The 14590-nt window shown below is 67.4% G+C and carries 9 protein-coding genes; 7 read left to right on the top strand and 2 right to left on the bottom strand.

Going from position 1 to position 14590, the window contains the following annotated elements; genetic code table 11:
- The first annotated feature begins 7 nt into the window (after window positions 1-7).
- The 3 genes from ACJH6J_RS17870 (at window position 8) to ACJH6J_RS17860 (ending at window position 5242) form a co-directional block, all read left to right on the top strand.
- Window positions 8-1906: an ArnT family glycosyltransferase gene (locus ACJH6J_RS17870; RefSeq protein ID WP_406804312.1), complete on the top strand. Its 1899-nt coding sequence runs from the start codon at window positions 8-10 to the stop codon at window positions 1904-1906.
- Between the two features lie 131 nt (window positions 1907-2037).
- Complete coding sequence (locus ACJH6J_RS17865; RefSeq protein WP_406804295.1) at window positions 2038-3294, top strand: glycosyltransferase; 1257 nt, start codon at window positions 2038-2040, stop codon at window positions 3292-3294.
- 34 nt (window positions 3295-3328) lie between these two features.
- A complete protein-coding gene (locus ACJH6J_RS17860; RefSeq protein WP_406804294.1) occupies window positions 3329-5242 on the top strand; it encodes an ArnT family glycosyltransferase in 1914 nt (637 codons plus the stop codon).
- 91 nt (window positions 5243-5333) lie between these two features.
- Here ACJH6J_RS17860 and ACJH6J_RS17855 read toward each other — a convergent pair whose 3' ends face one another.
- Both ACJH6J_RS17855 and ACJH6J_RS17850 read right to left on the bottom strand, forming a co-directional pair.
- Window positions 5334-5747 (bottom strand): PaaI family thioesterase, encoded by a 414-nt coding sequence (locus tag ACJH6J_RS17855; protein ID WP_406804293.1) that lies wholly within the window; start codon window positions 5745-5747, stop codon window positions 5334-5336.
- 88 nt (window positions 5748-5835) lie between these two features.
- Window positions 5836-9117, bottom strand: a complete 3282-nt coding sequence (locus ACJH6J_RS17850; RefSeq protein WP_406804311.1) for a LuxR C-terminal-related transcriptional regulator — start codon at window positions 9115-9117, stop codon at window positions 5836-5838.
- A gap of 162 nt (window positions 9118-9279) precedes the next feature.
- Between ACJH6J_RS17850 and ACJH6J_RS17845 the strand changes: the two genes are divergently transcribed.
- From ACJH6J_RS17845 to ACJH6J_RS17830, 4 genes are all read left to right on the top strand, one after another.
- Window positions 9280-10536, top strand: a complete 1257-nt coding sequence (locus ACJH6J_RS17845; protein ID WP_073696185.1) for a cytochrome P450 — start codon at window positions 9280-9282, stop codon at window positions 10534-10536.
- Between the two features lie 283 nt (window positions 10537-10819).
- Window positions 10820-11770 carry a sulfate adenylyltransferase subunit CysD gene (gene cysD / locus ACJH6J_RS17840; RefSeq protein ID WP_212812552.1) on the top strand — a complete coding sequence of 317 codons (951 nt, stop codon included), beginning with the start codon at window positions 10820-10822 and terminating at the stop codon, window positions 11768-11770.
- 1 nt (window position 11771) lies between these two features.
- Window positions 11772-13619 (top strand): sulfate adenylyltransferase subunit CysN, encoded by a 1848-nt coding sequence (gene cysN, locus ACJH6J_RS17835; protein WP_346416910.1) that lies wholly within the window; start codon window positions 11772-11774, stop codon window positions 13617-13619.
- Window positions 13616-14362, top strand: a complete 747-nt coding sequence (locus ACJH6J_RS17830; RefSeq protein ID WP_346416909.1) for a 3'(2'),5'-bisphosphate nucleotidase CysQ — start codon at window positions 13616-13618, stop codon at window positions 14360-14362. The genes cysN and ACJH6J_RS17830 overlap by 4 nt, the downstream gene beginning before the upstream one ends.
- Window positions 14363-14590: the final 228 nt, after the last annotated feature.

The following is a 14590-nucleotide window of genomic DNA, read 5'->3' as shown; positions in this document are numbered from 1 at the left end:
GCCCACAATCAGACCGGTGATTCGCGTACTGTGCCGCCGTCCGATCGGCGAGCAACTCCGGCTCGGTTTCCTGCTGGCGGGGACCGCTGTGCTGTATCTGTGGAACCTGTCGGTCAATGGTTGGGCCAACAGCTTCTATTCAGCGGCGGCACAGGCCGGGGCCAGCGACTGGACCGCAATGTTGTTCGGCGCCAGCGACTCCGGCAACGCCATCACCGTCGACAAGACCCCCGGTGCGCTGTGGGTGATGGATCTCTCGGTACGGCTTTTCGGGCTGAGCTCCTGGAGCATCCTGGTCCCGCAGGCACTGATGGGAGTGGCCGCGGTGGCGGTGCTCTATGCCGCAGTGCGCCGCGCGACCGGACCTGCCGCCGCCCTGTTGGCCGGGACGCTGTTCGCGTTGACGCCGGTGGCCACGTTGATGTTCCGCTTCAACAACCCCGATGCGCTGCTGGTTCTGCTGTTGGTGGTGAGTGCCTACTGCGTGCAACGCGCCTGCGAAAAGGACACGGGCCGTTGGTGGTTGGTCGCCGCGGGGGTGGCCGCCGGGTTCGCGTTCCTGGCCAAGATGCTGCAGGCGTTCCTGGTACTGCCGGCCTTCGCGGTCGCATACCTGGTGGCGGGGCCGGGATCTCGGCGCAAACGACTGTGGCGCCTGCTCGGCGGCACCGTGGCGATGGTCGTCGCGGGCGGCTGGTACCTGGCGCTGGTCGAACTGTGGCCGGCCGAGTCGCGCCCGTATGTCGGCGGGTCGCAACATGATTCGATCGTCGAACTGGCGCTGGGCTACAACGGCGTGGGCAGGCTGAACGGGAACGAACCCGGTGGTCTGGGCAACCCGAATTTCGACGTCGGCTGGGATCGACTGATCGGCGCGAGCATGGGCAGTTACGCCGGCTGGCTGCTGCCGGCCGCGCTGATCTGTCTGGTCGCGGGACTGGTGCTCACCCGGCGCGCCCCGCGCACGGATGCGACCCGGGCGGCCCTGATCATCTGGGGTGGGTGGCTCGTGTTCACCGGTTCCGTGTTCAGCTTCGCGAACGGCATCGTGCATCAGTACTACACGGTCGCGCTGACACCGGCCATCGGGGCGTGCGTGGGTATCGGTTCGGTTCTGTTGTGGCGCAACCGCACTGCGTGGCAGGCCCGGCTGACCATGGCAGGCGCCGTGGTGGCGACGGCGACCACGGCTGCGATACTGCTGGGCCGCGCTGACGTGACCTGGTTACGGACCTCGGTGCTGATTGTCGGCGCCGTCGCGGTTCTGCTGCTGCTGGCGCCGCCTCGATTCAGCCCCGCACGCCTGGCGGTGGCCACGGCGGTCCTGGTGTGCCTGGCCGCTCCCGCGGCGTATTCGATTGCCACCGCGGGTGTTTCGCATACCGGGGCCATGCCGTCGGTGAGCGGGCCCGGTGGACGCAGTTCCGGCTGGGGTCCGCAGCCTCCCGGGCACATCAAGGCCCGAGGCCCCGCCGGTGGACCGGGCGGTGCGATGGGCGCACCGCCGCAAGGTTTCCGGCCCGGCGGCGGGCTGCTCGATTCGCCGGTGCCGGGCGCTGCCCTGACGACACTGCTCGGCACCGATGCCGCGCACTACCGCTGGACGGCCGCCGTCGTCGGCTCCAACAACGCCGCCGGCTACCAGCTGGCGGCCCGCGTCCCGGTGATGGCCGTCGGCGGCTTCAACGGCACCGATCCCGCGCCCACGTTGGCGCAGTTCCAGCAGTACGTCGCCGCGGGCCAGATCCACTACTTCATCGAAGGCGACGTCAACATGGGCTGGGGACGCCACGGTCAGGACGGTTCCAAGCAGGAATCGCGCCAGATCGCCGGATGGGTCCGCGAGCACTTCACCGCCACCACCGTCGACAACACCGTCGTCTACGACCTGACCCAGCCTCGTTGATCCCGCGGTGCGGGTGCTCCGTTCTCGCACTTCTACGCCCGGGCTGCGGAGTCAACGGCAGCGCCAAACACATAGCTTGCCCATAGCTTCAGCCCATGGCCGGCTAAAGGAACCAACCAAAAATCGGTGTCATGACAAACCTGGTCGAGCGTGACGCCGAGCAACGCTTCAGCACCCGCCCCAACGCTGCCCTCGCCGCGCGCGCAGCCGGCGTACCGGTGCTGGATGTCGTGGTCCCGGTCTACAACGAGCAGGTCGCCCTGCCCGGCTCGATCCGCCGCCTGCATCGGCACCTCGAGGAGCACTTCCCGTACCCGGTGCAGATCACTATCGCCGACAACGCCAGTGTCGACGACACCCCGCGCGTCGCCGCCGAACTGGCTGCCGAGCTGGCCAACGTCCGCGTCCTGCACCTCGACCTGAAGGGCCGGGGCCGCGCGCTGCACGCGGCGTGGTCGACCTCCCCGTCGCCGGTGCTGGTCTACATGGACGTCGACCTGTCCACCGACCTGGCCGCTCTCGGCCCGCTGGTGGCGCCGCTGATCTCCGGCCACTCCGATCTGGCGATCGGCACCCGGCTGGCCCGCGCCTCCCGCGTGGTGCGGGGACCGAAGCGCGAGTTCATCTCCCGCTGCTACAACCTGATCCTGCGCGGCGCGCTCGCGGCCAAGTTCTCCGACGCCCAGTGCGGTTTCAAGGCCATCCGGGCCGACGTGGCCCAGGCGCTGCTGCCGCTCGTCGAAGACACCGGCTGGTTCTTCGACACCGAACTGCTGGTGCTGGCCGAGCGCACCGGGCTGCGCATCCACGAGGTGCCGGTGGACTGGGTCGACGACCCCGACAGCCGGGTCGACATCATCGCGACCGCCACCGCCGACCTCAAGGGTGTGGGCCGGCTGCTGCGCGGCTTCGCCAACGGCTCCATTCCAGTGAACACCATTGCCGCCCAATTGGGTTCGTCGACCAAGTCTGCGGCGCCCGGGTCACTGCTGCGGCAGGTCGTCCGGTTCGGCACCATCGGCGTCGCGTCGACCCTGGCCTACCTGTTGCTGTTCATGATGATGCACGCGGCGCTCGGCGCACAGACGGCCAACCTCGTCGCACTGCTGCTCACCGCCGTCGTCAACACTGCGGCCAACCGGCGCTTCACCTTTGGCGTCAGAGGCGGTGGTGCTGCCAGTGCGACGCGACACCAATTCGAGGGGCTGATCGTCTTCGGTATTGCCCTCGCGATCACCAGCGGCGCCCTGGCGGGGCTGCACGTGTTCGTCCCGCGGGCCCACCACCTCGTCGAGCTGAGCGTGCTGGTGGCCGCCAACCTGGTCGCAACCGCGGTGCGGTTCGTGCTGCTGCGCGGATGGGTGTTCCATCCCAAGCGCACGAATTGACCTGCCTACCAACCGCTTCAGAGGAGACCCACCCGTGATCGCCACTGCTCCCACCGTCGCTCATCTGCCCAAACCCCGTCGACGCCCGGCATTCTGGGCTCGCCCGGTTCGGGAACGGTCCGCGCTGCTGGCCCTCCTGGCCGGAACCGCGGTGCTGTACCTATGGGCACTCGGCTCGTCGGGCTGGGCCAATTCCTATTACGCTGCCGCGGCCCAGGCCGGCACCCAGAACTGGGAAGCGTTGCTGTTCGGCTCATTCGACGCCGGCAACGCGATCACGGTCGACAAGCCGCCGGCCGCCCTGTGGCTGATGGGTCTGTCGGGCCGACTCTTCGGATTCAGCGCGTTCAGCATGCTGCTGCCGCAGGCCCTCATGGGTGTGGCGTCGGTCGGGATGCTGTACGCGACGGTCCGCCGCACCAGCGGCGCAGCCGCCGGACTACTGGCCGGCCTGGTGCTGGCAGTGACTCCCGTTGCGGCCCTGATGTTCCGGTTCAACAACCCCGACGCGCTGCTTGTGCTGCTGCTGATCAGTGCGGCCTACTGCACGGTACGGGCCATCCAGTCCACCGACTTCTCTGTGTCCGCCCGATGGATGACGCTGACCGGCGCCATCGTCGGCTTCGCCTTCCTGACCAAGATGCTGCAGGCCTTCCTGCCGGTGCCGGGACTGGCGCTGGCATTCCTGGTAGCCGCACCGTTCGGACTGGGGCGCCGCATCAGTGCGCTGCTGATGTCCGCTGTGGCCCTGGTGATTTCGGCGGGGTGGTACATCGCGCTGGTCAGCTTGTGGCCCGCCGACGCCCGCCCGTACATCGCCGGGTCCACCGACAACAGCCTGCTGCAACTGGCGTTGGGCTACAACGGTATCGAGCGCATCACGGGCGGTGACCGTCCCGCCGGTGGTCCCGGACCCGGCGGCGGCATGCGCGACAACCTGTTCTTCGGCGGCCACGCCGGCATCACCCGGCTGTTCGGCCCGTCGATGGGTGTCGAGGTGTCGTGGCTGTTGCCGGTGGCGTTGATCGGGCTGGTGCTGCTGTTGTGGGCCACTCGCCGCGCGCCCCGTACCGACCTGGTTCGCGCCGGGGTATTGCTCTGGGGTGGTTGGCTTTTGGTGACCGGCGCGGTGTTCAGCTTCATGGACGGCACGGTGCACCCGTACTACAACGTCGCGCTGGCGCCGGCGGTCGCCGCGTTGGCCGGCATGACGGTCGCCCATCTGTGGCAACGTCGGGACAAGCTCTCGGCGCGCCTGACCCTCGCGCTGCTCCTCGTCGTCACGGCCGGCTGGGCGTTCGCACTGATGTCCCGCACCCCGGACTGGATGCCCGCCCTGCGCTGGGTCATCGCGGTGGTGGCGGTCCTGGCGGCAGTGGCCATCATGGTGGCCAAGCAGCTTTCGGGACGGTTCACGGCCGTCGTCGCCGGTATCGCGATCGCCGCGGCCCTGGCCGGGTCGGCGTCGTTCACGCTCTACAACGTGGCGGCGGCCCACAGCAGTGGCCCCGGCTCGATGTCGGGTCCGCCGCGGCCCGGCGGCGACTCCTGGCCGGGTGGCGGACCAGGCGGGCCAGGTGGTCCCGGGCGCGAAGGGCCCAATGCCGAACTCGAGAACCTGATCCGCAGTGCCGACAACCGTTGGGCCGCAGCGACTGTGGGGTCGTTCCAGGCCGGCGATCTGGAGCTGAGCACCGGTAAGTCGCTGATGGCGATCGGTGGATTCACCGGCGGCGACAACGCGCCGACCCTGGCGCAGTTCCGCCAGTATGTCGAGGACGGCCAGATCCACTACTTCATCGCCGACGATCACAAGCGCGGTCCGGGACCCGGCGGTCCCCGGCACGAGCGGGGGAGCGCCGCGGAGATCACCGCGTGGGTGACGGAGCATTTCGCCAAGCTCGACGTCGGTGGCACGACTGTCTATGACCTCGAGGCGCCCCACTGATCGGAGCACGCGTCTATGCCTCGGATTGCAGTCACATGGTGACTGCAATCCGAGGCATAACCTCTCATTGGCCTCGATGCCGTGTCCGCGATCAGCCGATCTTGTAGGTACCCACGGCCTTGGCCACCGAGTCGCCGCCCGGGGTTCCGATCTCGACTTCGCAGTGCACCAAGGACTTTCCGCGGTGCAGCACGCGGCCGACGGCGATCAGGTCGGTTGAGCGGGCCGGCGCCAGGTATTGGACCGACATCGAGATCGTCACGCCGCGAAGCGATTCCGGCGCCTGTTCCGTTGACCACGCCGCGGCCATGACGGTGACGTCGGCCAGCGTCGCGATCGCGCCGCCGTGCACCATGTCGGCGAGTGTGGTGTTGGACGGGTCCCACGGCATCCGCAACCGGACCTCGGGGGCGTCGAGACCTTCGGCGACGATGCCCAGCTTGGCGACAAGTGGGGACTGAGGGATGAACTGCGCCATGACCTCGGCGCCGGTGTGGGGGCTCATGACATCGAAGTCTGCGCCGCGCGGGTAGTCGGTTCAATTACCTGGCAGGTAGTGATGGCTGCTTGGCATGAAATGAGGGCCGACGCCGCTAATTGCGGCGGGCCGCTTCTTGCGCAAGCTGGACACGCGACGAGTACCCGAGTTTGGCGTAGATATGGCTGAGATGTGTTTCGACGGTGCGCGGTGACACGAACAGCCTGACGCCGATGTCCTTGTTGCCCAAGCCCTCGCTGACCAGCCGTGCGACGTCGAGTTCGGTCGGGGTGAGAGCGGCCCAGCCAGTGGGTGGTCGTTTGCGTTCGCCGCGCCCACGGCGTGCGTAGCTGATGGCCTCTTCGGTCGTCAGTGCCGTCCCCTCGTCCCACGCCGCGTCGAAGTCGTGCTGTCCCATGGCATCTCGGACGGTATTCAGGAGCGTTTCGTGGTCCGCGCGGTAGATTTCATACCGCACCTCGCCCGTGCGCTGCCGGATGCCCTGTGCTGCTCCGAGGAGGCGGGCTGCTTCGGCGTAACTCTGGTCTGTCGACGCCATCTGAGCCAGGAACTCCAGAACGGCCGGCAAGCCGATCTGCACCCGCGTCTCCGTCGCACGGACGAGGGCTTCGTGCGCGTTGCGTTCGGCCGCTTCCCGGTCGCCTTGAGCGAGCGCGACGCGGGCGCGTGCGGTGACCGCCCACATGCCGAAGTATCCGGTCATGGCGGCTACGCCTTCGTCGGCAAAATAGGTCGCTTTGGCGATGTCACCTGCGGCAAGCGCGGCCTCGGCCCGAAAACTCATGTTGGCCCGGGTGAATGAAACGTCCGGGATCCGGCTGTAGCCCCTCTCGAACGAATGCTCCGCAGATGCGATGTCACCGGCAGCAAGGTGTGCCACTCCCAAGGACAGGTCGCCCAGGCCATCGATAATGGGCCCGAGTTCAGCGCCGGATTCCGCAACCGCTTCCGAGACCGTCAGCGACTCGGCCCACCTGCCCAACCAGCCCAGGACGGGGCTCAGGACGAGGAGGCCGTTGAACTTGGACAGCGGGTCGCCAGTCGTATCGGCGTCAGCGATGAATTCTCGCAACGTGACTTCTGCTGCGCGCAGGTCGCCCAGCATGGCTGTCGACCCGCCCAGTCCCCAGGCCCGACACATGCCAGAGGCAAAGCGGTCGCCGATCGCGTCGGCCAGGATGCGGCCCTCGGTGGCTGCCGTACGTGCGCCGACGGCGTCGCCCGTCATCGCGGCCCCATATGCCTGAAAGCCCAAGAGCTGGCTCAGTCGCCATTTGTCTCCCAGCTGTCTGGCCAGCTCGATGGCCTCGGTGAAGAACGTCGCGACCTGTTCGGCGTCGAGGGCCGCGGTGGCGAAGCACGCTGTCAGGGTGCGGACCAACAGCGCCGGGTCGTCGACCCTGCGCGCGATCGCCAGCGCCTCGGCAGCTTGCTCGCGCCGCTCCGGCACGCCCAACCAGCCGTCGAACAGCGCACCGTCGGCGAGCGCCCGCGCCAGCACCGCGGGCCCGACGTCGCCGCCGCTCGATTTCAGTTCGGTCAGCGCATCGTCGATCCAACCCAGCCCTTCGCGCAGTCGGCCGCGGGTGAGCCAGAGCGGCTGCAGCGTCGACGCGATCTGCAGGGCTCTCGCGATGTCACCGCTTTCACGACTCCAGGCGAACGCCGCACGGAGGTTGTCGATTTCGGCTTCGGCTTCGTCGACCAGCTGTTGGTGCCCGGTGGCGGCCGGGGCGTCGAGCCGGGCCGCCAGTCCGGTGTAGTAATCGCAGTGGCGGACCCGGACGTCGTCGGCTTCACCCGACTCGCCCAGTTTCTCCAGGGCGTACTGGCGCACCGTTTCCAGCAGTCGGTACCGCGTGCGGCCGCCGCCACCGTCGGCCACCACCAGTGACTTGTCCACCAACAGCGCGAGCTGATCGAAGACCTGGTAGCGCTCGGCCTCGGTGACGGCGGCGACGGCACGCGCGGCCGCGAGGTCGAAGCCGCCGAGGAAAGGGGCGAGCCGGCGGAACAGGATTCGCTCGGACTCGGTCAGCAGTGCATGCGACCAGTCCACCGATGCGCGCAGGGTCTGCTGGCGCCGGACCGCGGTGCGGCGTCCACCCGTCAACAGGCGGAAACGGTCGTGCAGGCTGCTCACGATCTCGTCGAGGGACAATGCCCGCACCCGGGCCGCGGCCAATTCGATGGCCAGCGGCATGCCGTCGAGCCGAGCGCAGATTTCGCTGACGGTGTGAATACCGTTGTCGTTCAAGGTGAAATCGGCACGTGCGCGGTGGGCGCGGTCAATGAACAACGCGATGGCGTCGTCGTCCAGCGACATCGACGGCACTCGCCAGGTGACTTCACCCGCGACACCGATCGGCTCGCGGCTGGTTGCCAAGAGCGTCAGACCGGGGCAGTTGCTCAGCAGCGTGGTGATCAGCGCGGCAGTGGAATCCACAAGGTGCTCACAGTTGTCCAGCAGCACCAACATGTGGCGATGCCCGATCGATCGGACGAGCGTGTCGACGGTGGAGCGGCCGGGCTGGTCCACCAGTGCCAGCGCCGTCGCCACGGCGCCCGGCACCAGATCGCCGTCGGCGATCGACGCCAGATCGACGTACCAGACTCCGTCGGCGAAATCGGCCGCCAGTTGGCCCGCGACTTGAATGGCTAGTCGGGTCTTACCAGCGCCGCCGGTAGCGGTCAGCGTGACCAACCGGTTGCCGACGACATTGATCCGTACGTCCTCGATCTCGGCGCCACGCCCGATGAAACTGGTCAGTTGTACCGGGAGTCGTTCGGCCGCAGGGGGATTCCCGGTGCGCAACGGTGGAAATTCATTGCGGATCTCCGGGTGACACAGTTGTGCCACCCGTTCGGGACGCGTCACCCCGCGCAGTTCGTACTTACCGAGATCGGCCAGCCAGGCACCGTCGGGGAGTGCTTCGGCCACCAGGTCCTCGGTGGTGCCGGAGAGCACGGTCTGGCCGCCGTGGGCGAGATCGCGGATTCGCGCGGCCCGGTTGATCGCCGGTCCGATGTAGTTGGCGGCGTCGCGCAGCTGCACTTCCCCGGCGTGTAGCCCGATGCGCAAGCGGATCGGGGCAAGCGCCGTCTTCTGGAGGGCGAGAGCGCACGCCACTGCTTCGGTCGCGCGGGCGAACGCGACCACGAAGCTGTCGCCTTCACCCTGCTCGACAGGTCGTACCCCGCCGTGAGCGGCAAGCAGTTCGGCAAGCGTGTGGTCGAGGAGCTGAACCGCTGCGGTCATCTGTTCCGGCTGGGCCTCCCACAACCGGGTCGAGTCCTCGACATCGGCGAGGAGCAGCGTGACCGTGCCGGTTGGTAGATCGCTCACGCCCAACTCGCTCCCGCTGACCGGCGGCATGCCCGCGCGTAGATCCGATTCGGTCATGCTAGCCAGCATCCGGGTCCCGGAAACGGGAAACATCAGGGAAAGCACGTAGCAGATACGTGGATCCCCTGATGTTCACTGACGTGCTCAAACCACATAGTCGAGGAGATAGAACACCGACCCGGGAGCGCCGCCATGACCGCTGTTGCCGAACGAAGCAGCTGCCCCAATGTCTTCGAGGCCGGCTTGCCGACCATCGACTACGGGCAGGCTCACCATCCCGACGATGTGCACGCCATTCTGCGCGCGGCTCGCGAGCAGGCTCCGATCGCGATCGGGCCCTACGGGCCGGAACTGCTGACCTACGACCTCGTGCATGCGGTGCTGCGCGATGCACGCTTCGTAATGCCGCCGGGAATGTTCCTTGTGGCACAAGGCATCACGTCGGGTCCGGTATGGGATCACGTGGTCTCCAACATCATCAGCCTCGACGGCGAGCCGCATCTGCGGCTGCGTCGCTTGGTATGTAAGGCATTCACGCCACGAGCGACGGCGCGTATGCACGCCACCATCACCGACATCATCACCGGGTTGGTCGAGCGCCAGCTGACCCGCGGGCACTGCGATGTCGTCACCGACATCGCACGGCAATACCCGATCCCGGTGATCTGCGCGATGCTCGGTGCACCACCGGAGGACTGGGAGTTGTTCTCGGACTGGACCGACGACATCCTGAAGGCCTACAGCTGGGGTGCCGCTGACAATCTTCCGGTGATCCAGCGTGCCTGGGAGGCGATGGATGCCTACATCGACGACATGGTGGCCCAGCGCCGGCGGTGTCTGACCGACGACCTCATCTCCGAACTTATCCGCGCCGAGGACGACGGAGACCGCCTGAACGCCGGCGAGCTGCGAATGCTCGTCGCTGCGATGCTCACCGGCGGTACCGATACGACGCGTCATCAACTGAGCGCATCGGTCCACACGCTGTGCGATCACCCGGACCAGTGGACGTTGCTCGGCAGCCATCCGGAGTTGGCCGACGGCGCGGTTGAGGAACTCATCCGGCACTCACCGATGACGTTCGTGACCTTGCGCGCCGCGGTCGAGGACGTCGTACTCGCGGGCGTGGAAATCCCGGCCGGCACATTGATCGTGATCAACACCGGCGCGGCCAATCGCGATCCCGCCGTATTCGACGATCCGGACCGTCTCGATATCCGCCGGCAGGGCGCGCCACCGATTCAGACGTTCGGGGGAGGGGTGCACTACTGCCTGGGTGCGCATCTGGCGCGACTGGAATTGACCGAGGCGCTGAGAGTCATGACACAGCGGTGGCCACATGCCCGCCGCACTGGTCCTGCTCCGTGGAATCCGGTGAATGAACTGGGCGGGCCGACGACGCTGCCGATCGAGTTCGGACCGGAGTCGGGGGTGGGTCATGCCGAGTGACCCGTTTCAGATGGTGATGGTTCAGGGCTACCGGGTGAAGCTCGCCGTGTGACAAGCCACCCTGGCCTCTGACCCAACACGCTTCCGGAACGCGGTATCACCGGCGATATCGCGTTCCCGAAGTGTGCAGAGACACCGACTGGTGCTCATGTGGTTCCTGTGACTGCCGCCGGCGTCCCGGTGAGTCGGACGTCCTGCGCGAAACCATTGACAGTGCCGGCCGACCACCGTAAATTCCGATTATGGTTCTTAACTTGACCAGTTCTACCAACTTTACGGGGAAATGATGACCGTCACTCCCGACGCCGCCGAGGCGTCCAAGGTGGACCAGCGGGCCGCCAAATACGAATTGAGCCATCTGCGATCGCTGGAGGCCGAGGCCATCCACATCATCCGCGAGGTCGCCGCGGAGTTCGAGCGGCCGGTGCTGCTGTTCTCCGGTGGCAAGGACTCGATCGTGATGCTGCACCTGGCCATCAAGGCGTTCGCGCCGGGCCGCCTGCCGTTCCCCGTCATGCACGTCGACACGGGCCACAACTTCGAAGAGGTCATCGCCACCCGCGACGCCCTGGTCGAGAAGTACAACCTGCGCCTGGTCGTGGCCAGCGTGCAGGACGACATCGACGCCGGACGCGTCGTCGACAACGGTCCCTCGCGTAACCCGCTGCAGACTGTGTCGCTGCTGCGCGGCATCCGCGAGAACAAGTTCGACGCCGCCTTCGGTGGCGCCCGGCGCGACGAGGAGAAGGCCCGCGCCAAGGAGCGTGTCTTCAGCTTCCGCGACGAGTTCGGCCAGTGGGACCCCAAGAACCAGCGCCCCGAGCTGTGGAACCTGTACAACGGCCGGCACCGCAAGGGCGAGCACATCCGCGTCTTCCCGCTGTCGAACTGGACCGAGTACGACATCTGGGCCTACATCGGCGCCGAGGAGATCGCGCTGCCGAGCATCTACTACGCGCACGAGCGCCAGGTCTTCGAGCGCGACGGCATGCTGCTGGCCGTGCACGAATACCTGAAGCCGAACGACGACGAGCCGGTCATCACCAAGACCGTCCGGTTCCGCACCGTCGGTGACGTCACCTGCACCGGTTGCGTCGAGTCGGAGGCTTCGACCGTCGAGGAAGTCATCGCCGAGACCGCGGTGTCCCGACTGACCGAGCGCGGCGCGACCCGCGCAGACGACCGGATTTCTGAGGCCGGCATGGAAGACCGTAAGCGGGAAGGCTACTTCTGATATGGCAACGTTGCTTCGTATCGCCACTGCTGGCTCCGTCGATGACGGCAAGTCCACGCTGATCGGCCGGCTGCTCTATGACAGTAAGGCCGTCATGGAGGACCAGCTGGCCGCCGTCGAGCGCACCTCCAAGGAACGCGGCCACGGCTACACCGACCTCGCACTGGTCACCGACGGCCTGCGCGCCGAGCGGGAACAGGGCATCACCATCGATGTCGCCTACCGCTACTTCGCCACGGCCAAGCGGAAATTCATCATCGCCGACACCCCGGGTCACATCCAGTACACCCGCAACATGGTCACCGGCACCTCGACGGCGCAGCTGGCCATCGTGCTGGTCGACGCCCGCCACGGGCTGCTGGAGCAGTCGCGCCGGCACGCCTTCCTGGCCTCGCTGCTCGGCATCCAGCACATCGTGCTGGCGGTCAACAAGATGGACCTGATCGATTGGGACCGTGAGCGTTTCGAGAAGATCCGCGACGACTTCCACGAGTTCGTGGCCCGCCTGGACATCCAGGACGTCACCACCATCCCGCTGTCGGCGCTGGCCGGCGACAACGTGGTGACCAAGTCGGACAAGACGCCGTGGTACGAGGGTCCGTCGCTGCTGAGCCACCTCGAAGAGGTGTACATCGCCGGTGACCGCAACCTCATGGACGTCCGCTTCCCGGTGCAGTACGTCATCCGCCCGCAGACCCACGAGCACGCCGACCACCGCAGCTACGCGGGCACCATCGCCAGTGGCGTCATGCGCCCCGGCGACGAGATCGTCGTTCTCCCAACGGGAAAGACCAGCACCATCACCGCGATCGACGGCCCCACCGGGCCGCTCGAGGAGGCCTTCGCGCCCATGGCGGTATCGGTGAGTCTGGCCGACGACATCGACATCTCGCGCGGCGACATGATCGCTCGTGTGCACAACCAGCCGCACACCACGCAGGAATTCGACGCCACCGTGTGCTGGATGTCCGACGACGCGAGCCTCGAGCCGGGCCGGGACTACATCATCAAGCACACCACCCGCACCACGCGGGCCCGGGTTTCGGACCTGGACTACCGGCTGGACGTCAACACCCTGCACCGCGACAAGAGCGCAACGGCGTTGAAGCTCAACGAACTCGGCCGCGTCACGCTGCGCACGCAGCAGCCGCTGCTGCTCGACGAGTACTCGCGCAACGCCGTGACGGGCTCGTTCATCCTGATCGACCCGGACACCAACGGCACCGTCGCCGCGGGCATGGTGCGTGACACCACGCCGGCGGCCAACCGGTCGGCCAGCCCGAACGCGGTGCGGCACGCCAACCTCGTCACGGCCGAGGACCGGTTGTCGAAGGGCAGCACGGTGTGGTTCACCGGCTTGTCCGGCTCGGGTAAGTCGTCGGTCGCCATGCTGGTGGAGCGCAAGCTGCTCGAATTGGGACGTCCCGCATACGTTCTCGACGGCGACAACCTGCGCCACGGGCTGAACTCGGACCTGGGCTTCTCCATGGCCGACCGCTCGGAGAACCTGCGCCGCCTGGCCCACATCGCCACGCTGCTGGCCGACTCCGGCCAGATCGTGCTGGTGCCGGCGATCAGCCCGCTGGAAGAGCACCGTGAGTTGGCGCGAAAGGTCCACACGGACCAGGGATTCGAGTTCTTCGAGGTGTTCATGGACACCCCGCTGGCCGACTGCGAGGCCCGCGATCCCAAGGGGCTCTACGCCAAGGCGCGTGCCGGTGAGATCACGCACTTCACCGGTATCGACAGCCCGTACCAGCGGCCGAAGAACCCGGACCTGGCGCTGGTGCCGGGTGATCTGGATGCTCAGGCGCAGCGCGTCGTCGACATGCTGGTGGCGCCGCGATGACCGATCACGAGGTTGCCGAGCGGCTGGCCACCCGCGCGGGTGACCTGCTGCTGGACGTGCGGGCCGAGTTCGCCACGGCCGACGCTTCCGAGCGGAAAGCGGCGGGGGACAAGCGCTCTCACGAGTTCCTGATGACGGAGCTCGCACGCTTGCGTCCCAATGACGCGGTGCTCTCGGAGGAGGCGACGGAGGAGGAACGGGCCAACAGCGCCCGCCTGACCTCCGACCGGGTGTGGATCATCGACCCGCTCGATGGCACCCGCGAGTTCTCCGAGCTGGACCGTGACGACTGGGCCGTGCACGTGGCGCTGTGGGAATCCGGCGAGCTGGTCGCCGGCGCCGTGGCGCTGCCCGCGCAGAACACCACGCTGCACACGCCCGAGGTGGCCGCGCCCTTCGCGGTCGACGGTCCGCCGCGCATCGTGGTGTCCCGCACCCGCCCGCCGGCCATCGCGCTCGCGGTGCGTGACGCCCTTGACGGAGTCCTGGTCGAAATGGGCTCGGCCGGAGCCAAAGTCGCGGCCGTGATCCAGGGCCGGGCCGACGTCTACGTCCACGCCGGTGGTCAGTTCGAGTGGGACTCCGCCGCGCCGGTCGCGGTGGCCCGCGCTGCCGGCCTGCACACCTCGCGGATCGACGGTTCGCCGCTGGTCTACAACCGCGAGGACCCGAAGCTGCCCGACCTGGTGGTGTGCCGGCCGGAACTGGCCGAGCGGGTGCTGGCGATCACCGCGACGCAGTAGCTCTCGCGACATCGACGAAAATGGCTGTGGGGACGCATGTTCCCACAGCCATTTCGCGCATCTCGGACGACTGCGTCCAGCCATGCAGACTCCGTAGCGGGAAAAATCCCTCAGTGCAGCCGAAGTGGTGATGTGCCGATGGTTATTGAAGCCAGGGACTGTTGACGGCCCGAAAACGTCCCTGGCTTCAACAATGACAGTCGAGAGTGCCTCGTGATTGAAGCTACG

Source organism: Mycobacterium sp. SMC-18 (genome assembly GCF_045310895.1).
In the GTDB taxonomy this organism is placed as follows: Bacteria; Actinomycetota; Actinomycetes; order Mycobacteriales; family Mycobacteriaceae; genus Mycobacterium.
Note: the sequence above shows the minus strand (reverse complement) of the source record. Positions and strands in the feature narration are given on the sequence as shown.

What these genes read in the sequence shown, in the direction of transcription:
- ACJH6J_RS17865 (WP_406804295.1), top strand. Translation starts at nt 2,038, where the DNA reads ATGACAAACCTGGTCGAGCGTGACGCCGAGCAACGCTTCAGCACCCGC.
- ACJH6J_RS17855 (WP_406804293.1), bottom strand. Translation starts at nt 5,747, where the DNA reads ATGAGCCCCCACACCGGCGCCGAGGTCATGGCGCAGTTCATCCCTCAG.
- ACJH6J_RS17850 (WP_406804311.1), bottom strand. Translation starts at nt 9,117, where the DNA reads ATGCCGCCGGTCAGCGGGAGCGAGTTGGGCGTGAGCGATCTACCAACC.
- ACJH6J_RS17845 (WP_073696185.1), top strand. Translation starts at nt 9,280, where the DNA reads ATGACCGCTGTTGCCGAACGAAGCAGCTGCCCCAATGTCTTCGAGGCC.
- cysD (WP_212812552.1), top strand. Translation starts at nt 10,820, where the DNA reads ATGATGACCGTCACTCCCGACGCCGCCGAGGCGTCCAAGGTGGACCAG.
- cysN (WP_346416910.1), top strand. Translation starts at nt 11,772, where the DNA reads ATGGCAACGTTGCTTCGTATCGCCACTGCTGGCTCCGTCGATGACGGC.
- ACJH6J_RS17830 (WP_346416909.1), top strand. Translation starts at nt 13,616, where the DNA reads ATGACCGATCACGAGGTTGCCGAGCGGCTGGCCACCCGCGCGGGTGAC.